The sequence below is a fragment of the Streptomyces alkaliterrae genome, assembly GCF_007097205.2.
In the GTDB taxonomy this organism is placed as follows: Bacteria; Actinomycetota; Actinomycetes; order Streptomycetales; family Streptomycetaceae; genus Streptomyces; species Streptomyces alkaliterrae.
In genome coordinates, this window is the sequence record NZ_VJYK02000016.1 from 1 (window position 1) to 21,268 (window position 21,268).

Below are 21,268 nucleotides of genomic sequence, written 5' to 3' on the forward strand. Positions count from 1 at the left end.
GCGCTGGGGCACGACGTACGGGCGGGCGGTCTCGCCGAGGGCCGGCTGGGCGCGGGCGCCGGCGTGGACCGGTTCCTGTTCGTCCCGCTGGGTACCGGCATCGCGGGTGCCATCGGCATCGACGGCCGCGTGGAGGCCGGGGCGCACGGCGGTGCCGGCGAGATCGGCCATGTGATCGTACGGCCGGACGGGCCCGAGTGCGGCTGCGGTGCGCGCGGCTGCCTGGAGGCGCTGGCGTCCGCTTCGGCCGTCGGCCGGGCCTGGGCCGCCGCCTGCGGCGACCCGACGGCCGGTGCCGCCGACGCCGCCCGGGCGGTGGCGGCCGGTGACGGTCGGGCCGCCGCCGTGTGGGCGGACGCGGTGGACGCGCTCGCCGCCGGTCTGGTCACGGCCGTGCGGCTGCTCGACCCGCGCATGGTGATCGTCGGCGGCGGCCTCGCCGAGGCGGGTGACGTGCTCTTCCGGCCGCTGCGGGAAGCAGTCGCCGACCGGGTGCGTTTCCAGCGGCTTCCCTCGATCGTTCCCGCGGCGCTGGGGGACGCCGCAGGCTGCCTGGGCGCGGGGCTCCTCGCCTGGGACCTACTCTCCGTGGAGGTAACGACCCCATGACGCCGATGCCCGAGTCCGACCGCATGCTGCTCGCCGGAGCCCGCGTCGTGACGCCCGAGGGTGTGCTGGACGGCGGCCGCGTCGTGGTCGAGGGGGGCAGGATCGCCGAGGTGGCACCGCCGCCGGCCGGCGCGCCCGAGTCCGCCGCGTCCGAGTCCGCCGCGCCCGGTCCGGCGTCGCTCGACCTCACCGGGCACTGGCTTGTGCCCGGGTTCGTCGACATCCACAACCACGGCGGTGGCGGCGGCTCCTTCACCTCCGGCGGCGCCGAGGACGTGCTGACCGGAGTCCGGACGCACCGCGAACACGGTTCGACGACCGTGGTCGGCTCCATGGTGACCGGCGAGCTGGACGACCTGGCGCGGCAGGCGTCACTGCTGTCGGAGCTGGTCGAGCAGGGCGACCTCGCGGGGGTCCACTTCGAGGGCCCCTTCATCTCGCCCTGCCGCAAGGGCGCGCACGCCGAGCACCTGCTCCGCGACCCCGACCCGGCGGACGTCCGCAAGCTGCTGGACGCCGCGCGCGGCACCGCCGTGATGTGCACCCTGGCGACGGAACTCCCCGGCGGCATCAGCTCCGTGCGGCTGCTCGCCGAGCACGGTGTGATCGCCGCCGTCGGTCACACCGACGCCGGCTACGACCAGACACGGGAGGCGATCGAGGCCGGTGCGACCGTCGCCACCCATCTGTTCAACGCGATGCCCGCACTGCAGCACCGCGCCCCCGGTCCGGTCACCGCGCTGCTGGAGGACGAGCGCGTCACCGTCGAACTGATCAACGACGGCGTGCATCTGCACCCGGCCGTGCTGGAGTTGGCGGTGCGCGCGGCGGGCGTGGACCGCGTCGCCTTCGTGACGGACGCGATGGACGCCGCCGGGTTCGGCGACGGTGGCTACCGGTTGGGCGCCCTGGACGTGACGGTCACGGACGGCGTGGCCCGCCTCGCGGACGGCACGATCGCGGGTTCCACGCTCACCCTCGACAAGGCGCTGCGCCGCGCGGTGACCGTCGACCGGATGCCCGTCGAGGACGCCGTGCGCGCGCTGTCCACGACGCCGGCCCGGCTGCTGGGCATGTCGGACCGGGTCGGCGCGATCCTGCCCGGGCTCGAAGCCGACCTGGTGGTGTTGGACGACGACCTGCGGGTGCGCGGGGTACTGCACAAGGGGGAGTGGGTGGTCGACCCGACGGGGTGACCGCCGGTCCGCCGCGCCGGACCGGAGGCCACGGTTCCTCCCGCGCCGGGGGTCGCCGAACGGTCGTTCCGGTGGCATGATCACTGGTCGCGGTCGGCGCCCGCCGCGCCGCGGCTCGGCTGATTGCTATGGGGGCACGGCGTTGCCCGGCAGGGGGTGGAGTAACCCGGTGATCCTGACCGTCACACTGAACACCGCTGTGGACGTCACCTATTCCGTACGCCGGCTGGTGCCGCACACCACGCACCGGGTGCGGGAGGCGGCGGAACGTCCCGGCGGGAAGGGCGTCAACGTCGCCCGGGTGCTGGCCGCTTCGGGCCGGCGGGCCGTGGTCACCGGCTTTGTCGGCGGCGGCCCGACCGGCGCCAGGCTGCGGGAACTGCTGGCCGCCGAGCCGGTGGTGGACGAGCTGCTGCCGGTCGCCGGGGACACCCGCCGCACGGTCGCCGTCGTCGACACCGCCGGTGGCGACACCACGCAGTTCAACGAGGTCGGACCGGCCGTGACCGCCCCGGAGTGGTCCGCCTTCCGGTCGCACTACGAGCGGCTGTTGGCGGACGCGGAGGCGGTCGCGCTGTGCGGCAGCCTGCCGCCGGGTGTGCCGGTCGGCGGGTACGCGACGCTGGTCCGCGCGGCGCGGGCGGCGGGCGTGCCGGTGCTGCTGGACACCAGCGGGGAGCCGCTGGCGCGCGGGCTGGCCGCCCGCCCGGAGCTGGTCAAGCCGAACCTGGCCGAGCTGGCCGCGCTCACCGGTAGCCGGGAGCCGCTGCGGGCGGCGGGCGAGGCCCGGCGGCGCGGCGCGGGCACGGTGGTCGCGTCGCTGGGCGCGGAGGGCCTGTTGGCGGTCACCCCGGACGGCGTGTGGTGGGCCCGTCCCCCGAAGCGGATCGCCGGCAACCCGACGGGTGCCGGGGACACCGTGGCCGCCGTCCTCCTCGACTCGCTCACCGCCGGGACCGCCGGGGCCGCCGGGACCGCCGAGAAGTCCGCTGTCGACTGGCCGTCGGTGCTGGCCCGTGCCGTCGCGCTGTCGGCGGCGACGGTCGCCGCCCGCACGGCGGGGGAGTTCGACGCCCGGGTCGCCGAGGAGCTCCTGCCCCGGGTCGCCGTGGAGCGACAACCGCGCGGCGCTGCCTGAGGCCTGACGGGCCGCCGCCTCCGACAGAAACAGCCGCCGCCTCCCACCGAGAACAGAGGACGCCGATGTCGCTCGTCAGTACGGCCGAACTCGTCGGCACCGCCCGCGAGAAGGACGCGGCGGTGTTCGCCTTCAACGTGATCAGCCTGGAGCATGCCGAGGCGGTGGCCGCCGGCGCGGAGCGGGCGGACGTCTCCGCGGTGCTCCAGATATCGGAGAACGCCGTCCGCTACCACGGTGGGCGGCTGCGGCCGCTGGCGGACGCGGCGCTCGGCGTCATCCGGGAGGCGCGGGTACCGCTCGCCCTGCACCTGGACCACGTCACCTCGGTGGAGCTGCTGCGGGCCGCGCCCGAGGCGGGCTTCAGCTCGGTGATGTTCGACGCGTCGAAGCTGCCGTACGAGGAGAACGTGCGGGTGACCGCGCAGGCGGTCGAGTGGGCGCACGCGCGCGGGGTGTGGCTGGAGTCGGAGTTGGGCCGGGTCGGCGGCAAGGAGGGCGAGCCGCCGCTGGACGCGCACGCCCCCGGCGCCCGTACCGATCCGGCGGAGGCAGCCGCCTACGTCGGGGAGACCGGGGTGGACGCGTTGGCGGTGGCGGTCGGCAGCAGCCACGCGATGACCGAGCGCAGCGCGGCGCTGGACCACGGTCTCATCGGTCGGTTGCGGGACGCGGTGCCGGTCCCGTTGGTGCTGCACGGTTCCTCCGGGGTTCCGGAGGGCGAGCTGCGGGCGGCGGTGGCCGCCGGGATGCGGAAGATCAACGTCGGTACAGCGCTGAACGTCGCCTACACGGCGGCCGTCCGGGCCGCGCTCGCCGCCGCGCCGCGGGAGGTGGACCCGCGGCGCTACACCAGGCCGGGGCGGGACGCGATGGCGGAGACGGTGGCGGACTACCTGCGGCTGCTCGACGGTGTGTGAGGGGAGTCGCCCCGCGCTCAGCGGACGTGGCCCTCCACGAGCCAGATCTGGTCGAGTGCGAACTCGCACGTGTTGCCGGACTCGCAGGAGAGCTTGATGTCGTTCGCGCCGTCCTTGAGGTTGATCCAGGCGTAGGTCTTCGTCCAGCCCTTCTCCCAGTCGTCCTCCCCGGCGTTGGCGAAGTTGCTCATCCGCACGGGTCGGCTCTGGGCCTCGCCGTTGACGGTGAGGGTGCCGTCGGCGTCCCTGCCGGGCACGCTGTAGCCGAGGAAGACGGTGTACTCGCCGCCCTTGGCGACCTCCGCGGACCAGGTGACGGCCGCGCCCTCGCCGAAGCCGTGCACGTACTTGCCGTCACGCGCCCGGGAGCCGGGGATGTCGCCGCCGACCTGCGTGCCGTTGTCCAGGCGCAGGCTGGAGGCGTCCTCGCGGGGCAGCTTGGCGGGCTTGTCCTCGTCGCCCGGCTGCTCGTCGCCGGGCTGCTCGTCCTGGTCCTTGCCGTCGCCGTTGTCGGGGGGCGGCGTCTGCTCCTGGCCCTGGTCCTTCTTGTCGCCGTCGCCGCTGAAGGCGACGGCCGCGCCGACGCCCACCACAACCGCCGCGACCACGGCGAGCGCGCCGATCAGCAGGCCGTTGCGGCGGCGCGGCTGCGGCACGTCGGAGCGGCCGTGACCGGCGCCGGAGGCACGGGCCGCGTCGAGGCCGCCGGGCTGCGTCTCGGGGGCTGCGTAGGAGGCGTAGTAGGCGTCGTAGGCGTTCGGGCCGGGCTGGCCGGCGGGCTGCTGCGGACGCTGCTGGCCGTAGCGGCGCTCGCCGACGGCGCGGACCTGGTTGTACGAGGTGCGGGGAACGCCGGCCTGCTGGCCCTGTTCGGCGGGCTCCCCGCCCTCCGAGCGGTACAGGTAGCCGAACGGGTCGTCGCCCTCCGGCGGGTTCGTACCGTGGTTACCGGCGGTCATCCCCTGCTCTCCTCTTACGCATACGGCTGACCCCGCGCAGCCTACCCCGTTCGGGCGACATCACGAGACGCCTTGACCCCGGAGCGCGGGGTGCTTCCGAGGCGTACGGGAGGGCCGGAAAAGCGCGGGCGGCGGTCAACCGGCGCGCCGGTGGCCCTTGGCCCGCGACCGCTTCTCGACGTACATGCGCTGGTCAGCGGATTGCAGCACCTCCTCGGCCGTCATGCCGCAGGCCGCCCAGCCGATGCCGAAGCTGGCGCCGACCCGCACCGCGCGGCCGTCCACCCGAATCGGCGGAATTATGGCGTTCCGCAGCCGGACGGCCAGATCCGCCGCGTCCGCGCGCCCCAGGCCGACGGCGAGCACCACGAACTCGTCGCCGCCGAGCCTGGCCACCGTGTCGTTGTCGCGGACCTGCGCGGACAGCCGCCGGGCGACCTCCTGGAGGACGGCGTCCCCGCAGTGGTGGCCGAAGCGGTCGTTGATGGACTTGAAGCCGTCGAGATCGCAGAAGAGCACCGCGAGGCCCTTGTCCGCCGGATCGTCGGTCTCCGGGACCGTCAGATGCTCGTGGTAGTCGTAGCCGTCCAACGGGCCGGCGGGGCGGCCGAAGTCGTCCATGACAAAGGAGTGCGTCGACTCCTGCGGGTCGTAGGCGGCGACCGGTTCGGCCGGCAGCGGAGTCGGCCGCTCGCAGAGCCGCGCGCTGAGCCTGGTGCGCAGTTCGGCGCTGTTGGGCAGCCCGGTCAGCGAGTCGTGGCTGGCCCGGTGGGCCAGGGCCAGCTCGTGGCGTTTGCGTTCCTCGATGTCCTCGACGTGGGTCAGCAGGAAGCGTGGGCCGTCGGCGGTGTCCGCGACGACGGAGTTGCGCAGCGACACCCAGATGTACGAGCCGTCCCGGCGGGCCAGCCGCAGCTCGGCCCGGCCGCCCTCGGCGGAGGTGCGCAGCAGGGTGCCGACGTCCTCCGGGTGTACGAGGTCGGAGAAGCTGTAGCGCTGCATCACCGAGGCGGGACGGCCCAGCAGCCGGCACAGCGCGTCGTTCGTCTTGATCAGCCGGCCCTGCTCGTCGCCGCCCATCTCGGCGATGGCCATGCCGCTCGGCGCGTACTCGAAGGCCTGGCGGAAGCTCTCCTCGCTGGCCCGCAGCGCCTGCTGCTCCCGTTCCAGGCGGACCAGGGCGCGCTGCATGTTGGACCGCAGCCGGGCGTTGCTGATCGCTATGGCGGCCTGGAAGGCGTACATCTGGAGGGCTTCGCGCCCCCAGGCGCCGGGCCGCCGGCCGTTGCGTGGCTTGTCGACGGAGATGACGCCGAGCAGGTCGCCGTCGGAGGTGTACATCGGCGCGTACAGCCGGTCCATCGGGTGCCACTCTTCGGGGAAGCGCGGCGCCGGACCCGCGGTGTGCCACTGCGGCACGTCGTCCTCGTCCAGCACCCAGCCGTCGCTGTAGGGGATGAAGCGGAGCTCGCCCCACGCCTCGCCCATGCCGAGCCGTCGTTCCCACGAGGCCCGGGAGCCGACCCGGCCGGCCATCATCGCCTCGGCCGCCGCGCTGCCGCCGACGGCGGCCACCACCAGATCGCCGTCCTGGCGTACGAGGTTCACGGCGGCCAGTTCGAAGCCGAGCCCGGTGACCACGCCGTCGGCGACGGTCTGGAGGGTGTCGGCGAGGCTGCGTGCGGTGTTGAGACGCGCCACCGACTGGTGAAGGCGACGCAGTGTGGTGAGGCGGACGTAGGGCTCGGAATCGGTGTCCATCGCCTCCCCCTGTCACCGCACACTGAGTCACCCTTACGAGTGTCAACGGCCACTGAATCACAGCGAGCTGTCCACTCGGTACACAGGGTCAACAATTAATAGCATCTGTGACTCAAGTCACAAGCTCTTCGTGGAGGGGAAATCCTACTGGTGGACGCGCGATGCGCACCCCGGTGGGCGGCGAACGGTCGGAATCACCCCATCCGGTCGTCGGGCCCCGTCCCCCGGGCCTCTTGGCGGCCCGGCGCGGCGTGTGCGGGAGGGCCGCCGCGCGGCCGTCCCGGGCGAGCGGTCATCCTGAGGGGGTGAGCGAGGAACACTTCAGGGCGGCCATGGCCAGGCTCGCCGGCGGCGTGGTGCTGGTCGCCGCGCACGACCCCGACGAGGGGCCGCGCGGTGAGGACGTCGGCATGACCGCGACGGCGTTCGTCTCCGTCTCGCTCGACCCGCCGCTGGTGTTGCTCAGTGTGCGCACCGGCTCCCGGATGGAGGAGCTGCTGGAGCGGCAGCCTCTCTGGGCGGCGTCGCTGCTCACCGACGCGCAGCGGCAGGTGGCCGGCCGGTTCGCGATGAAGGGGCGGCTGAGCGATCGACTGCTGTTCCGCGAGCTGCCGCACGGGCGGGGGGAGCGCACCGGCGCTCCGCTGGTGGACGACTCGCTCGCCCAGGTCGAGTGCCGCACCGAGCAGCGGGTCGCCGCCGGCGACCACACACTGCTGGTCGCGCGTGTCCTGGGGGTGGCGCTACCGGCTGTCGAGGGAAGGCCGTTGCTGTACTTCCAGGGGAGGTACCGGACACTCGGCTGAGTTCGACGGTCGGCCGGAGACGGTCGGCCGGAGACGGTCGGCCGGAAATGGTCCAGACCTCTTGACCGGAACTTGGTGATCTGCCGTCCGTCCGGTCTGACCTGCGTGGACGCCGTTGTTGCCGAAGTGAGACCCGCGCTGGTGTAGACCTGATTGAAGGTCCGACTGGAAACTCTGGCCTCACACGCGTATGAACATTGGTCGTACGTACGACCGTTCACCCGTGTCAAAACGGGCAAGTCATCCACAACCGGGCGTGACTTGAGGGGGGTCGGGCCCAACAGGCTCGACACCCGGTCATATCGTGCAACCAGACAGGTCACGCAAAAGGGGCGGAATCACAAGTGCAGCGGCGTCGGTTCATGGGCCTGGCGGCTCTCGGCATGGTCAGCGCCATCGGACTGTCCGCCGCGGGTTGCGGCAACGACAGCAAGGCGGGCGGTGACGTCACGCTCAAGGTCGTCGTCGCCGACTACGGCACCCCCGGCTCGGCGAACAGCTCCAAGGGCTACTGGGACGACCTCGTCCGCGCCTTCGAGGCGGACGGCCGCCACGGCGGAGTCAAGGTCGACGTGACCGTCCTCAGCTGGGAGGAGGTCGACGACAAGGTCGCCGAGATGGTCAAGGCGGGCGAGGCCCCCGACATCGCGCAGATCGGCGCGTACGCCGACTACGCCGCCTCCGACAAGCTGTACAGCGCCTCCGAACTGCTCTCCATACCCGTGCACGCCGACATCATCCCGGCGCTCGCCCAGGCCGGCGAACTGGGCCGCGTCCAGTACGGACTGCCCTTCGTCAGCAGCACCCGGCTGCTCTTCTACAACAAGACGCTCTTCACCGAGGCCGGCCTCGACCCCGCGAAGCCGCCGAAGAGCTGGGACGAACTCCAGTCCGCCGCCGAGGCGTTGCGCACGGCCGGTGTCAAGCACCCCTACGGGCTGCCGCTCGGCCCGGAGGAGGCCCAGGCCGAGTCGATGATGTGGATGCTCAGCGGCGGTGGCGGCTACACCGACAACGTCAACACCTACACCCTCGACTCCAACGAGAACGTGAAGACGTTCACCTGGCTGCGCGACGAGTTCGTCGGCAAGGGCCTCACCGGCCCCGACAGCCCCGGGAAGACCAACCGCAGGCAGCTCTTCGAGGCCTTCGCCAAGGGCGAGGTCGGCATGCTCAACGGCCACCCCACACTGATGCAGCAGGCCGCCAAGGGCAAGGTCGACTTCGGCACCGCGCCGCTGCCCGGCCGGGAGGGCGAAGCCGGCGCCACCATGGGCGTCGCCGACTGGATCATGGGCTTCAAGCAGAACGGGAACCGCGAACAGATCGGCGCGTTCCTCGACTTCGTCTTCAGCACCGAGCAGCACTACTCCTTCACCGACCGGTACGACCTGCTGCCGGTCACCACGTCCGCCTCCGAGAAGATGTTGGACGACAAGAAGCACAAGGACCTGTGGCCCTTCCTGGAGCAGCTCGGCGCCGCCGAGTTCTATCCGGTGAGCAAGGTCTCCTGGGCCGCCACCAGCGCCGAGGTGAAGAAGTCCATCGGCCGCGCGGTGGAGAAGGGCACCGACCCGCAGGCCGTGCTGACCTCGCTGCAGCGCCGCGCCGAGACGGAGGAGGCGGCGGCCCGCGCCCGCCGCTGAGGCCGCGCCGCGCAACGGAGGCGGCGCGTGACGGAGGCGGCTCGCGCCGCCGGCACCGACGACCTATCGTGCGGAACGTGAACGACGACAACCGCCCCGAGCCGCCCGAGCCGCCGGAGCCGGCCGACGCCGTGGGCGAGCTGGGCACGCGGGAGCGGGCGGTGCTGGCCATGGAACGCCGCGGCTGGTCGGGGCCGGGCGCCAAGGAGCGCGCGGTCCGGGAGGAGCTGGGCATGTCGCCGACCCGGTACTACCAGCTGCTGAACGCCCTCCTCGACGACGAGGCGGCGCTCCGGCACGACCCGGTGACGGTGAACCGGCTGCGCGCACGCCGCGACGCCGCCCGGGCCCGCCGCTGAGTCGCCTGTCGCTGCGTCGCCCACCGCTGAGTCGCCTGTCGCCGAGCCGCTCGCGCGGCTAAGGTGCGGCCCATGGGCACCCTTCCCGTTCCCGTGACCGCCGCCGGCCGCACCGGGCTCGACGCGCTGCTGGCCCACCCCTCCCACAGCGTCGTCGCGCTCGACTTCGACGGCACGCTCGCGCCGATCGTCGCCGACCCGACCGAGTCCCGACCGCATCCGGCCGTCCTGCCCGCACTGGCGCGACTCGCCCCGCAGCTCCGCGCGGTCGCGGTGATCACCGGCCGACCGGCCGAGACCGCCGTCGCCTACGGCGGCTTCGAGGGCGCGGCGGGCCTGGAGCACCTGACCGTCCTCGGCGCGTACGGCGCCGAACGCTGGGACGCCGCCACCGCCCGGCTCAGCAGCCCGCCTCCGCACCCCGGAATCGACCGTGTGCGCGCTGAACTACCGGACCTCCTGCGGCGGTTGGAGGCGCCGCAGGGCACCTGGACGGAGGACAAGGGATACGCGCTGGCCGTCCACACCCGACGCGCCGCCGATCCGGCCCGCGCCTACCGGTGGCTGCGTGAGCCGCTGGCCGACCTCGCCGCGCGGCACGAACTCCACCTGGAACCAGGGCGGTTCGTGCTGGAGATCCGTCCGGCCGGCATGGACAAGGGCACCGCCCTCACGGCCTTCCTCGCCGAGTGCGGGGCCGGGCCCGTCCTCTACGCGGGCGACGACCTCGGTGACATCCCGGCCTTCGAGGCCGTCGAACGCCGGCGCGCCGCGGGCGAACCGGGGCTGCTCGTGTGCAGCACCGACCCGGGGGAGGAGGTCACCGAGCTGAGCCGCCGCGCGGACCTGACGGTGGTCGGCCCCGACGGCGTCGCCGACCTGCTGGCAGACATCGCCGCCCGCATCTGAGTACCGGACGCCGATATCTGAGTACCGGACGCCGATCGGCCTGCTTCGGGTGGAACGCCGGCCCGGCGATACGACCGGTCGGGGACGAGAGCCGGGCCGGCGGACGGGGGACGTACCCGCCGCGCGTCGCGTCACAGCGCGCGCAGCGCCTCCAGTTGGTCGAGGAACCACCGCTGCGGCGGCAGCGCCGTGGCCGCGGCGGCCAGCCGCTTGCAGCGCTCGGCCCGCTCCTCCGGCGGTGTCCGCAGCGCCGCGTCGAGTGCGCGGGCGGTGCCGCGCACGTCGTACGGGTTGACGCTCAGGGCGTCGGCGGACAGCTCCTCGTGCGCGCCGGCCTCCCGGGAGAGCACCAGGACGCAACCGGCGTCCGAGACGACGGGCACCTCTTTGGCCACCAGGTTCATGCCGTCCCTGATCGGGTTGACCAGGGCCACGTCGGCGAGTCGGTAGGCGGCCAGCGAGCGGGCGAAGTCGTCCTCGACGTGCAGCACCACGGGGGTCCAGGTGGCGGTGCCGTGCTGGGCGTTGATCTCCTCGGCGGTCCGGGTGACCTCGGCGGTGTAGTCGCGGTAGACGGCGAGGTCCTGGCGGGAGGGGTAGGCGAAGGCGAGGTGCACGACGCGTTCCCGCCACTCCGGGTGGTCCTCCAGCAGCCGCCGGAAGGCGTGCAGGCCGCGCACGATGTTCTTGGAGAGCTCGGTGCGGTCGACGCGCACGACGGTCCGCCGGTTGTCTCCGCCGATCTGTTCCCGCAGGGCGGCCAACCGCTCCTCGACGTCCGGCCGGTGGGCGCGTTCGCGCAGGAAGTCGGCGTCGGCGCCGAGGCCGTGCACGCCGATCCGCGTCGTCCGGCCCTCGTGGAGGACGCTCAACGCCTCGCCGTCCCGCCTGACCTCCGCGCCGAGCACGTCGGCGCAGCAGGCGGCGAACGCCTCCGCCCAGCGGCGGGTGAGGAAGGCGGCCCGGTCGGCGCCGAGCACACCGCGCAGCACCGCCGCGGCCGTGTCGTCCGGCAGCAGCCGGTAGTAGTCGGGCGGGGCCCACGGGGTGTGGCTGAAGTGGCCGATGCGCAGGTCGGGGCGGCGGGCCCGGAGCAGGCCGGGGACGAGGGTGAGGTGGTAGTCCTGCACCAGCACGGACGCTCCCTCGTCGGCGTCCTCGGCGAGCGCGTCGGCAAACGCCGTGTTGTACGTCTCGTAGGCGGCGTACGCCTTCTCGAACGCGGTGTCGAAGACCGGCTCGAAGGGCGTCTGGTAGAGCATGTGGTGCACGAACCAGAGCACGGAGTTGGCGATGCCGTTGTAGGCGTCGGCGAAGACGTCCGGCGCGATGTCCAGCATCCGTACCCGCTGGCCGCCGGTGTCCGCGAGCGGTAGTCGTCCGCCGTCGCGCCGGGCCGCCGCCCGGTCGGCGTCGCCGAGCGCGGCGCACACCCACAGCGCGTCCGCGTCCGCGCCGATCGCTGACAGTCCCGACACGAGCCCGCCGCCGCCACGCCTGGCGTTGAGGCCGTCCTCAGCGCGCGTGTAGGCGACAGGGCCGCGGTTGGATGCGACGAGAACCTGAGGCATGTCGGCGAACGTATCCCACCTTCCCGCCGCCCAAACCCGACCTGCTCACAACCGGCCACCCCATGGCGGGGTCGGGAACGGACAGGCCCTACCCCGCGCGCCGCCGGGCGGCCGTCGTCGGGGCGGGGACGCGCCGGCGGGCCGCGTACTCGGGGACGGTGCGCAGCGGGGGCCGTTCCACCGTGTCGACGGCGTGGGTGCGCGGGGAGAAGACCGCCGGCTCCGTTCGGGTGAACTGGGTGAGCGTGGCCCGGGACAGCGGGGCTCCCGGCAGTCGGTGATGGGCGGTGCGGTAGATGGTGGCGGCCATCCGGCCGAGGGCCTGGCCGTCCTGGTTGCGGTGGCGCCGGACGCCGACGTCCACCTGGGCGAGCGCGTCGAGCCCGACGGCGTCCAGCGCGTCGACGAGCAGGGCCAGCTCCACGCCGTATCCGACGGGGAACGGCAGGCGTTCCAGCAGGGATCGGCGGGCCGCGTACTCCCCGCCCAGAGGCTGGACAAAACCGGCGAGTTTCGGCCAGTGCAGGTTGAGCAGCGGGCGGGCGACCAGCTCGGTGACCCGTCCGCCACCGGCCGGATCACCGCCCAGCGGCCGGTCGTACATGGCCTTGACGAGCTGGACGCGTGGTTCGGTGAGCAGGGGGCCCACGATGCCGGAGACGAAGGCCGGGTCGAAGTCACGCAGGTCGGCGTCGACGAAGCACACTATCTCGCCGTCGGTGACCAGCAGCGAGCGCCACAGCACCTCGCCCTTGCCGGGTACGGCCGGCAGCCGCGGCAGTATCTCGTCGCGGTGCACCACCTTGGCGCCGGCCGCCGCGGCGACGGCGGCGGTGCCGTCGGTGGAGCCGGAGTCGACGACGACCAGCTCGTCGACCAGCGGCACCTCGTCCGTCATGAGCGAGGCGCGGATCGCCGCGACGATCTGTCCGACCGTCGCCTCCTCGTTGAGCGCGGGCAGCACCACGCTGACCGTGCCGTGCTCGCCCGCCGCGCGCTTGGCGGCGAGCAGCGTCGGCAGCGGGCGCTGGGCGGCGGTCCAGGACCGCCGCTGGAGCCACGTTGCGACTTCTTCGAGCACCAGACGGTCTCCCTGTCTCGACGGTCGTCTCGGTGTACGGACGACTCTCTCCACCGTTCGGGGTGTCGGTTACAGTCTTGAACAGCGCTCGGGACCTCGCCATGTCGGGGGGTCGGGCGCCGACAAACGCGTCGTCCTCGGCGACGCCATACCGCTCATCCAGAGGGGCAGAGGGAACGGCCCGTTGAAGCCCCGGCAACCCTCCCGCGCATTCACTTCGAGCGATTTCCGGTGGTACTCGCATTCTGAGTGACACCGGTCGAATCCGCAGAACCGGACACTTCGGGCGAAGCCAGCGTGGGGAAGGTGCCAATTCCGTCCCGTGACGAGATACGTCATTGGGGAAGATGAGGAGAAAGGGCCTCGCCTCCCATGGCTGTGCAGACAGTTAGCAGCTCCACCCCCGAACCGGCCTCCACCGGTGCCGACCAGGTCTCCCTGGGTCCGGCCGTCTCGCTCTCCTGCCGGGAGTGCGGGGAACGCGTACCGCTCGGCCCGAGTTTCGCCTGTACGGCGTGTTTCGGTCCGCTCGAAGTGGCGTACGACCTGCCGGTCGGGGATCCTGAGGCACTGCGGAAGCGCATCGAGTCCGGTCCCAGCAGCATCTGGCGTTACGCTCCGCTGCTGCCCGTCCCCGAGGACGTGGCGGACAAGCCCAATCTCAACCCCGGTCTGACCAAGCTGGTCAAGGCCGACAACCTGGCCCGCGAGCTGGGCGTCACCGGCTCGCTCTACGTCAAGGACGACTCCGGCAACCCGACGCACTCCTTCAAGGACCGGGTCGTCGCCATCGCCGTCGAGGCCGCCCGCGCCTTCGGCTTCACCACGCTCTCCTGCTCCTCCACCGGCAACCTGGCCGGTGCGGTGGGGGCGGCCGCCGCCCGGGCGGGCCTGCGGTCGTGCGTCTTCATCCCGCACGACCTGGAGCAGGGCAAGGTCGTGATGGCCGCCGTCTACGGTGGCGAGCTCGTCGGCATCGAGGGCACCTACGACGACGTCAACCGCTTCTGCAGCGAGCTGATCGGCGACCCGATCGGCGAGGGCTGGGGCTTTGTCAACGTCAACCTGCGTCCTTACTACGCCGAGGGCTCCAAGACGCTCGCCTACGAGATCTGCGAGCAGCTCGGCTGGCGGCTGCCGGACCAGATCGTCGTGCCGATCGCCTCCGGCTCCCAGCTGACGAAGATCGACAAGGGGCTGCGCGAGCTGATCGCGCTCGGGCTGGTCGAGGACCGCCCGTACAAGATCTTCGGCGCCCAGGCCGAGGGCTGCTCCCCGGTGTCGCAGGCGTACAAGAACGGCCACGACGTGGTGCGTCCGGTGCGGCCTGACACCATCGCCAAGTCGCTGGCGATCGGCAACCCGGCGGACGGCCCGTACGTCCTGGACATCGCCCGCCGCACCGGCGGCGCGGTGGAGGACGTCGACGACGCCCGCGTCGTGGAGGCGATCAAGCTGCTCGCCCGCACCGAGGGCATCTTCGCCGAGACCGCCGGCGGCGTGACCGTCGGCGTGACCAAGAAGCTGATCGACGACGGTCTGCTCGACCCGTCCCTCGAGACGGTCGTGCTCAACACCGGAGACGGTCTGAAGACCCTCGACGCGGTGGCGCCGACGACCGGCCCGACCGCGATCATCCGTCCGAACCTGGACTCCTTCCGAGAGGCTGGCCTGGCATGAGTGTCAACGTCCGAATCCCGACCATCCTGCGCACCTACACCGGCGGCAAGTCCGAGGTGCCGGCCGAGGGCGCCACGCTGGCCGAGGTCATCGCTGACCTGGACAAGAACCACCAGGGCATCGGCGCCCGGGTGCTGGACGACACCGGCAAGCTGCGCCGCTTCGTCAACGTCTACGTCAACGACGACGACGTCCGCTTCGCCGAGGGTCTGCAGACGGCGACGCCGGACGGCGCCGGCGTGTCGATCATCCCGGCCGTGGCCGGCGGCTGACGTCTGGCTGGAAGGGGCCGGTCGGAGCGGGGAGCACTCCCGCGCCGACCGGCCCTTTTCCGTGCCGGACGTGGGTCCGAGTCACACATGGGCGCGACTCCGCTCGCTGTACGCGGTGGTCAGGTGACGCAGCGCCCAGCGCAGCCCCGAGCTGTCCGAAATGGGCCGGAAATCGGTTGCACTGTTGTGCCATGGGCTGCCCGGAAGCTGGCGTTCCGCGTGGTGGTGAAGCGGTAGAGTGGCCCCGCTCCCCACCGCACCCCCCTTCGCATGACTCATTCATGTGTCTGAGAACGCGAACTTTCTTGCCGGAGAACGGCGGGAAGGATGTCGTGTTGTTCCGTTATGCCCGGCCAGGATTGCCCGGGTTTCTTGCCGTGTGCGCGTAATGCCCCATTGGTCTAGTCCAGAATTGTCGCCCGGATGGCCTGTTGCAGAGGGCTTCCGTGCGGATACATTCAGCGGCGGTCGACGCGTTCCGGCGCACACCCCCGCGGCTGTTTGGGGGTGAGGTCTGACCCGGGTCCGCGGAGTGCGGTCTCGTGCAAGGGCCAGCAATAGGGGAGTTAGGAATGGCTCAGGGCACCGTCAAGTGGTTCAACGCGGAGAAGGGATACGGCTTCATCGCGGTCGACGGTGGTGCGGACGTGTTCGTCCACTACAGCGCGATCCAGATGGACGGCTACCGCACCCTGGAAGAAGGACAGCGAGTGGAGTTCGAGATCTCGCAGGGTCAGAAGGGGCCGCAGGCGGACATGGTCCGCGTCACGGCCTGAGCGGCGACCACACACGCCAGTAAGGGAGCCTCACGGCGCCCGGCGGAGGGTCCGTACCCCAACAGGGTGCGGGCCCTTCGGTGTTGCTCGCGCCCGACAGCGGCTCCCGGACCTCCGGAGGCGGCCGCGGATCCTCGCCGCGAACACCCCGGGACGGGGAACCGCCTTGCACTCGACGGGGTCGAGTGCTAATCATTGGCGTTAGCACTCTGCAGGTGAGAGTGACAACGAAGGACCGGTTCGGTGAGGTCCGCAGGCCCGGTGGGGTAAGGAACCGCCAGGCTCGCAGGCCGTCCGTCGCGGGCGCCAGCGCGGTCCGAAGAAATCCACCCCGTCTGGGAGGACCACTTCACATGGCCAAGATCATCGCGTTCGACGAGGAGGCGCGGCGCGGCCTCGAGCGCGGGATGAACCAGCTCGCCGACGCCGTCAAGGTCACCCTCGGCCCCAAGGGCCGCAACGTCGTCCTCGAGAAGAAGTGGGGCGCCCCCACGATCACCAACGATGGTGTGTCCATCGCCAAGGAGATCGAGCTCGAGGACCCGTACGAGAAGATCGGCGCCGAGCTGGTCAAGGAGGTCGCGAAGAAGACGGACGACGTCGCCGGTGACGGCACGACGACCGCGACCGTCCTCGCCCAGGCGCTGGTCCGCGAGGGTCTGCGCAACGTAGCCGCCGGCGCCAACCCGATGGCCCTCAAGCGGGGTATCGAGAAGGCCACCGAGGCCGTCTCCGCCTCCCTGCTCGAGCAGGCCAAGGACGTCGAGACGAAGGAGCAGATCGCCTCCACCGCCTCGATCTCCGCCGCCGACACCCAGATCGGCGAGCTCATCGCCGAGGCGATGGACAAGGTCGGCAAGGAAGGCGTCATCACCGTCGAGGAGTCCCAGACCTTCGGTCTGGAGCTGGAGCTCACCGAGGGTATGCGCTTCGACAAGGGCTACATCTCGGCGTACTTCGCCACCGACATGGAGCGTATGGAGGCCGTCTTCGACGACCCCTACATCCTGATCGCCAACCAGAAGATCAGCAACGTCAAGGACCTGCTCCCGCTGCTGGAGAAGGTCATGCAGTCCGGCAAGCCGCTGCTGATCATCGCCGAGGACGTCGAGGGCGAGGCGCTGTCCACGCTCGTCGTCAACAAGATCCGCGGCACCTTCAAGTCCGTCGCCGTCAAGGCCCCGGGCTTCGGCGACCGCCGCAAGGCCATGCTCGGTGACATCGCCATCCTCACCGGTGGCCAGGTCATCTCCGAGGAGGTCGGCCTCAAGCTGGAGAACGCCGGCATCGAACTGCTCGGCCGCGCCCGCAAGGTCGTCATCACCAAGGACGAGACCACCATCGTCGACGGTGCCGGCGACAGCGAGCAGGTCCAGGGCCGGGTCAACCAGATCCGCGCCGAGATCGAGAACTCCGACTCGGACTACGACCGCGAGAAGCTCCAGGAGCGTCTGGCGAAGCTGGCCGGCGGCGTGGCCGTCATCAAGGCCGGCGCCGCCACCGAGGTGGAGCTCAAGGAGCGCAAGCACCGCATCGAGGACGCGGTGCGCAACGCCAAGGCCGCCGTCGAGGAGGGCATCGTCGCCGGTGGTGGCGTGGCCCTGCTCCAGGCCTCCAGCGTCTTCGAGAAGCTGGAGCTGGACGGCGACGAGGCGACGGGCGCCCAGGCCGTCAAGCTGGCCCTGGAGGCCCCGCTCAAGCAGATCGCGGTCAACGCCGGTCTCGAGGGCGGCGTCGTGGTGGAGAAGGTCCGCAACCTGACCCCGGGTCACGGCCTGAACGCCGCCACCGGCGAGTACGTCGACCTGGTCGCCGAGGGCATCATCGACCCGGCCAAGGTGACGCGTTCCGCGCTGCAGAACGCCGCGTCGATCGCCGCGCTGTTCCTCACCACCGAGGCCGTCATCGCCGACAAGCCGGAGAAGGCCGGGGCCGCCGCCGCGGACCCGACCGGCGGCATGGGCGGTGGCATGGACTTCTGATCCGTCCCGGATCAGGGCCCGGCGTCCGCCGGGTCGTCCGCACCAACCCGAGGGCGGTGCCTCCCCGGAGGCACCGCCCTCGGGCGTTCGTGTGTCCCCCCTCACCCCCGGTTTGCCGAACGCGCCCGGCGGGAAGGCGTGTCGCCGGGCGGGACGCGTCCGCGGCGGCGCCACGACGCGGCCGCCGACCGCGCTTGTGGCGTTGTGCCACCGTTTGGGCGGGTAGCCTGCTTGAGGCCTGACGGGGGCCGTTGACCGAAGGTTCCCCGCACCACCGCCGGAAACACCCCCCGTGTCCGCCGGACAGGCCGCAGGCACCACCGACCACTAGGACTCGCGCGCGCATGGAAACCCTCGACGCCCTCATCGTCGACGTCAACGACGTCTTCTGGACCTATCTGCTGATTCCGCTGATCGCGGTCGCGGGCGTGTGGTTCACCCTCCGCTCCAAGGTCGTGCAGGTACGGCTGTTCCCGGAGATGCTGCGCGCGATCACCGGCAAGGCGGCCCTCGCCCCCGACGGCCGCAAGCACGTCTCGGCGTTCGGCGCCTTCACCATCTCCGCGGCGGCCCGCGTCGGCACCGGCAACATCGCCGGTGTCGCCGGCGCCATCACCGTCGGCGGCCCCGGCGCGGTGTTCTGGATGTGGATGATGGCGCTGCTCGGCGCCGCCTCCGCGTTCGTGGAGTCGACGCTGGCGCAGTTGTACAAGGTGCGGGAGCCGCGAGAGGGCGGCACCTTCCGGGGCGGCCCGGCGTACTACATCCAGCGCGGCCTCGGGAAGCGCTGGGGCGGCGTCGTGTTCGCCGTGGTCATCACCCTCACGTTCGGCTTCGTCTTCAACGCCGTCCAGTCGAACACCATCGTCGCCGTCACCTCCAACTCCTTCGACGTCGTCGGCGACCGCTGGTTCGAGGCGCTTGTCGGCGTCGGCATGGTGCTGCTGCTCGGGCTGGTCATCTTCGGCGGCGTGCGGCGCATCGCGCACGTCACCACGGTGCTGGTGCCGCTGATGGCGGTCATCTACCTGGTGCTGGGCGCCATCGTGGTCGTCGTCAACATCAGCGAGCTGCCGCGGGTGATCGCCGACATCGTGGGCTCGGCGCTGGGCTTCCGGGAGGTCGCCGGCGGCGCGGTCGGCGCGGCCATCCAACAGGGCGTGCGGCGCGGCATGTTCTCCAACGAGGCGGGCCTGGGCTCCGCGCCCAACGCCGCGGCCACCGCGTACACCACACACCCCGTCAAGCAGGGCCTCGTCCAGGCCCTCGGCGTCTTCTTCGACACGCTGCTGATCTGCACGATGACCGCGTTCATCATCCTCAGCGCCAACCCCGACCTGAGTGTGCGTCAGGGCGCCGACCTCACCCAGAGCACCCTTGCCGACAGCCTCGGCGGCTGGGCCGGGCACACCCTGACCGTCGTGGTCATGCTGCTCGCCTTCAGCTCGATGATCGGCAACTACTACTACGGCGAGTCGAACATCGAGTTCATGACGGCGAGCCGGTACGTGCTCCCCGCCTACCGGGTGACGGTCCTGGCCGTGGTGCTGCTCGGCGCGTTCGGCAAGGTCGACACCGTCTGGAACCTCGCCGACGTCTTCATGGGCACGATGGCGCTGGTCAACCTGCTGGCGATCCTGCCGCTGTCGGTGATCGCCTTCAAGCTGCTCGACGACTACACCGCGCAGCGCAGGGAGGGCCTGGACCCGGTCTTCACCACCGACCGGGTGCCCGGGCTGCGCAACGTCGACTGCTGGGACCCGGACGACCTCGTGGAGAAGCCCACCACCCGCTGACGCCGACCGCTCCGATCCGCTGGACAGACCAGAGGGGCGGCCCCCGCACGCCGTGTGCCGGGGCCGCCCCTCGGCGTGACAAGACGTCCCAGACTGTGAGATACCGCACCTTCGGAGTACCTGTTCAGCGGCGGTTGACGGTGGTTAACCTCCCGGAAGCTTCGACGGGGCCCCGCCCTGTCCGCGCGGAGGCGCCGTCCTCCGCCGGCCGCCGCCCCACCGGTACGCGACCCGTACCCCTCCCGGCGCGCGGAGCACCCCACCCGACACACCCAGGACGGGACGCACCACCCGCATGAGCATGATCGACACGCTGGACGCCTTCATTCTGGACGTCAACGACGTCTTCTGGACCTATCTGCTGATCCCGCTGGTCGCCGTCGCGGGCCTGTGGTTCACCTTCCGCTCCAAGGCCGTCCAGCTGCGGCTGGTGCCGGAGATGTTCCGGGTCTTCCGGGACCGGCCCGCCAACGGCGGCGTCAGCCCGTTCGGCGCCTTCACCATCTCCGCCGCCGCCCGCATCGGCACCGGCAACATCGCCGGCGTCGCCACCGCAATCACGCTCGGCGGCGCGGGCGCGGTGTTCTGGATGTGGGTCATGGCGATCGTCGGCGGCGCCTCCGCCTTCGTCGAGTCCACCCTCGCCCAGCTGTACAAGTCGCGCGGCAAGGAGCCCGGCACGTTCCGCGGCGGCCCGGCCTACTACATGCAGCGCGCCCTCGGGAAGCGCTGGCTGGGCGTGCTCTTCGCCGTCCTCATCACGCTGACCTTCGGCTTCGTGCTGACGGCCGTGCAGTCCAACACGATCACCGTGGCCGCCGGCGGCTCCTTCGGCGACACCGGCACCACCTTCAAGTGGGTGCTCGGCGGCGCGCTGGCCGTGATGCTCGCGCTGGCCGTGTTCTACGGCGTCAAGCGGATCGCCCGCGTCACCCAGGTGCTCATCCCGACCATGGTCGGCCTCTACCTGCTGCTCGGCACGGTCATCGTGCTGCTGAACATCTCCTCCGTGCCCGGCATGCTCGCCGACATCGTGGCCGGCGCGTTCGGCTTCCGCGAGGTCGCCGGCGGCGCCGTCGGCACCGCGATCCTCCAGGGCGTGCGGCGCGGCATGTTCTCCAACGAGGCCGGCATGGGCTCGGGCCCGAACGCGGCCGCCGCCGCCGAGACCAGCCACCCCGTCAAGCAGGGCCTCGTGCAGACCCTCGGCGTCTACGTCGACACCATCGTCGTGTGCACCATGACCGCCCTGATCATCCTCAGCGCCAACCCGACCCTCGGGGAGCGCGGCGGCGCGGACGTCACCCAGACCGCGTTCAGCGACGCCCTCGGCGGCTGGGCCGGCCACGCGCTGACGCTGGTCGTCTTCATGGTGGCCTTCAGCTCCATGATCGGTAACTACTACTACGGCGAGTCCAACATCGAGTTCATCACCGAACGCCGCTCGGTCATGAACTCCTACCGGGCCGTCGTCATCGGCTGCGTGCTGCTCGGCGCGCTCGGCAAGGTCAGCATCGTCTGGAACCTCGCCGACATCACGATGGGCGCGATGGTCCTGGTCAACCTGCTGGCGATCCTGCCCCTGTCGGTCATCGCCTTCAAGCTGCTCGACGACTACATGGCGCAGCGCCGCCAGGGCCTGGACCCGGTGTTCACCCGGGACCGCGTGCCGGGGCTGAAGAACGTCGAGTGCTGGGAGCCGGCCGCGGAGCAGGAGCCGGCCGCCGCGGAGGCGGGCCGGGAGCCCGCGCGGGTGCGCACCGCCAAGTGACCGCGGGCGGGGTGGGGTTCCGGACCGGGACCCCAC

Annotated in this window: 18 protein-coding genes and 1 riboswitch; of the genes, 14 read left to right on the top strand and 4 right to left on the bottom strand. The window is 71.8% G+C overall.

Annotated elements, in window-relative coordinates; translation table 11 throughout:
* The 4 genes from FNX44_RS02885 to FNX44_RS02900 form a co-directional block, all read left to right on the top strand.
* On the top strand, window positions 1–609 hold a 609-nt coding region (locus tag FNX44_RS02885), incomplete at its 5' end, for an ROK family protein (RefSeq protein ID WP_143646323.1).
* Window positions 606–1,805 (top strand): N-acetylglucosamine-6-phosphate deacetylase, encoded by a 1,200-nt coding sequence (nagA, locus tag FNX44_RS02890; protein ID WP_407699142.1) that lies wholly within the window; start codon window positions 606–608, stop codon window positions 1,803–1,805. The genes FNX44_RS02885 and nagA, both read left to right, overlap by 4 nt.
* Window positions 1,806–1,974: 169 nt before the next feature.
* Window positions 1,975–2,943 carry a 1-phosphofructokinase family hexose kinase gene (locus tag FNX44_RS02895; protein WP_143646324.1) on the top strand — a complete coding sequence of 323 codons (969 nt, stop codon included), beginning with the start codon at window positions 1,975–1,977 and terminating at the stop codon, window positions 2,941–2,943.
* Window positions 2,944–3,008: 65 nt separating this feature from the next.
* Window positions 3,009–3,863, top strand: coding sequence for a class II fructose-bisphosphate aldolase (locus FNX44_RS02900; protein WP_143646325.1), 855 nt, complete (start codon window positions 3,009–3,011; stop codon window positions 3,861–3,863).
* Window positions 3,864–3,880: 17 nt separating this feature from the next.
* Here the strand turns inward: FNX44_RS02900 and FNX44_RS02905 are convergent, their stop codons facing one another.
* Both FNX44_RS02905 and cdgB read right to left on the bottom strand, forming a co-directional pair.
* Entirely contained in the window at window positions 3,881–4,822 is a 942-nt protein-coding gene (locus FNX44_RS02905) for a carbohydrate-binding protein (RefSeq protein ID WP_143646326.1), read from the bottom strand.
* Window positions 4,823–4,957: 135 nt separating this feature from the next.
* Window positions 4,958–6,583, bottom strand: a complete 1,626-nt coding sequence (cdgB, locus tag FNX44_RS02910; RefSeq protein ID WP_143646327.1) for a diguanylate cyclase CdgB — start codon at window positions 6,581–6,583, stop codon at window positions 4,958–4,960.
* 305 nt (window positions 6,584–6,888) lie between these two features.
* On the opposite strand from cdgB, the gene FNX44_RS02915 reads away from it, so the two are divergent.
* The 4 genes from FNX44_RS02915 to otsB all read left to right on the top strand — a co-directional run bounded on the left by FNX44_RS02915 (window position 6,889) and on the right by otsB (window position 10,303).
* Entirely contained in the window at window positions 6,889–7,389 is a 501-nt protein-coding gene (locus FNX44_RS02915; RefSeq protein ID WP_407699141.1) for a flavin reductase family protein, read from the top strand.
* A 344-nt stretch (window positions 7,390–7,733) separates the two neighbouring features.
* Complete coding sequence (locus tag FNX44_RS02920) at window positions 7,734–9,035, top strand: ABC transporter substrate-binding protein (protein WP_407699140.1); 1,302 nt, start codon at window positions 7,734–7,736, stop codon at window positions 9,033–9,035.
* 77 nt (window positions 9,036–9,112) lie between these two features.
* Complete coding sequence (locus tag FNX44_RS28725; protein WP_143646329.1) at window positions 9,113–9,394, top strand: DUF3263 domain-containing protein; 282 nt, start codon at window positions 9,113–9,115, stop codon at window positions 9,392–9,394.
* A gap of 72 nt (window positions 9,395–9,466) precedes the next feature.
* Entirely contained in the window at window positions 9,467–10,303 is an 837-nt protein-coding gene (gene otsB / locus FNX44_RS02930; protein ID WP_143646330.1) for a trehalose-phosphatase, read from the top strand.
* Window positions 10,304–10,434: 131 nt separating this feature from the next.
* On the opposite strand, the gene FNX44_RS02935 is transcribed toward otsB, so the two are convergent.
* Complete coding sequence (locus FNX44_RS02935) at window positions 10,435–11,874, bottom strand: alpha,alpha-trehalose-phosphate synthase (UDP-forming) (protein WP_143646331.1); 1,440 nt, start codon at window positions 11,872–11,874, stop codon at window positions 10,435–10,437.
* An 88-nt stretch (window positions 11,875–11,962) separates the two neighbouring features.
* Window positions 11,963–12,955, bottom strand: coding sequence for a glucosyl-3-phosphoglycerate synthase (locus FNX44_RS02940; protein WP_143646332.1), 993 nt, complete (start codon window positions 12,953–12,955; stop codon window positions 11,963–11,965).
* Window positions 12,956–13,107: 152 nt separating this feature from the next.
* Window positions 13,108–13,309, top strand: a riboswitch (SAM riboswitch).
* Window positions 13,310–13,327: 18 nt separating this feature from the next.
* Here FNX44_RS02940 and thrC point away from each other — a divergent pair.
* From thrC to FNX44_RS02970, 6 genes are all read left to right on the top strand, one after another.
* Window positions 13,328–14,635 (top strand): threonine synthase, encoded by a 1,308-nt coding sequence (gene thrC / locus FNX44_RS02945; protein ID WP_143646333.1) that lies wholly within the window; start codon window positions 13,328–13,330, stop codon window positions 14,633–14,635.
* The gene (locus tag FNX44_RS02950; protein WP_143646334.1) at window positions 14,632–14,907 is read left to right on the top strand and encodes a MoaD/ThiS family protein; all 276 of its coding nucleotides are present in this window, start codon (window positions 14,632–14,634) and stop codon (window positions 14,905–14,907) included. The genes thrC and FNX44_RS02950 overlap by 4 nt, the downstream gene beginning before the upstream one ends.
* A 572-nt stretch (window positions 14,908–15,479) precedes the next feature.
* Entirely contained in the window at window positions 15,480–15,683 is a 204-nt protein-coding gene (locus tag FNX44_RS02955) for a cold-shock protein (protein ID WP_004986573.1), read from the top strand.
* A gap of 353 nt (window positions 15,684–16,036) precedes the next feature.
* Window positions 16,037–17,665, top strand: a complete 1,629-nt coding sequence (gene groL, locus FNX44_RS02960) for a chaperonin GroEL (protein WP_143646335.1) — start codon at window positions 16,037–16,039, stop codon at window positions 17,663–17,665.
* Window positions 17,666–18,009: 344 nt separating this feature from the next.
* Window positions 18,010–19,461: an alanine/glycine:cation symporter family protein gene (locus tag FNX44_RS02965; protein WP_143646336.1), complete on the top strand. Its 1,452-nt coding sequence runs from the start codon at window positions 18,010–18,012 to the stop codon at window positions 19,459–19,461.
* Window positions 19,462–19,756: 295 nt separating this feature from the next.
* Window positions 19,757–21,232 carry an alanine/glycine:cation symporter family protein gene (locus FNX44_RS02970; protein ID WP_228449588.1) on the top strand — a complete coding sequence of 492 codons (1,476 nt, stop codon included), beginning with the start codon at window positions 19,757–19,759 and terminating at the stop codon, window positions 21,230–21,232.
* Window positions 21,233–21,268: the final 36 nt, after the last annotated feature.

What these genes read in the sequence shown, in the direction of transcription:
- FNX44_RS02950 (WP_143646334.1), top strand. Translation starts at nt 14,632, where the DNA reads ATGAGTGTCAACGTCCGAATCCCGACCATCCTGCGCACCTACACCGGC.
- otsB (WP_143646330.1), top strand. Translation starts at nt 9,467, where the DNA reads ATGGGCACCCTTCCCGTTCCCGTGACCGCCGCCGGCCGCACCGGGCTC.
- thrC (WP_143646333.1), top strand. Translation starts at nt 13,328, where the DNA reads ATGGCTGTGCAGACAGTTAGCAGCTCCACCCCCGAACCGGCCTCCACC.
- cdgB (WP_143646327.1), bottom strand. Translation starts at nt 6,583, where the DNA reads ATGGACACCGATTCCGAGCCCTACGTCCGCCTCACCACACTGCGTCGC.
- FNX44_RS02955 (WP_004986573.1), top strand. Translation starts at nt 15,480, where the DNA reads ATGGCTCAGGGCACCGTCAAGTGGTTCAACGCGGAGAAGGGATACGGC.
- nagA (WP_407699142.1), top strand. Translation starts at nt 606, where the DNA reads ATGACGCCGATGCCCGAGTCCGACCGCATGCTGCTCGCCGGAGCCCGC.
- FNX44_RS02970 (WP_228449588.1), top strand. Translation starts at nt 19,757, where the DNA reads ATGAGCATGATCGACACGCTGGACGCCTTCATTCTGGACGTCAACGAC.
- FNX44_RS02935 (WP_143646331.1), bottom strand. Translation starts at nt 11,874, where the DNA reads ATGCCTCAGGTTCTCGTCGCATCCAACCGCGGCCCTGTCGCCTACACG.
- FNX44_RS02905 (WP_143646326.1), bottom strand. Translation starts at nt 4,822, where the DNA reads ATGACCGCCGGTAACCACGGTACGAACCCGCCGGAGGGCGACGACCCG.
- groL (WP_143646335.1), top strand. Translation starts at nt 16,037, where the DNA reads ATGGCCAAGATCATCGCGTTCGACGAGGAGGCGCGGCGCGGCCTCGAG.
- FNX44_RS02965 (WP_143646336.1), top strand. Translation starts at nt 18,010, where the DNA reads ATGGAAACCCTCGACGCCCTCATCGTCGACGTCAACGACGTCTTCTGG.
- FNX44_RS02900 (WP_143646325.1), top strand. Translation starts at nt 3,009, where the DNA reads ATGTCGCTCGTCAGTACGGCCGAACTCGTCGGCACCGCCCGCGAGAAG.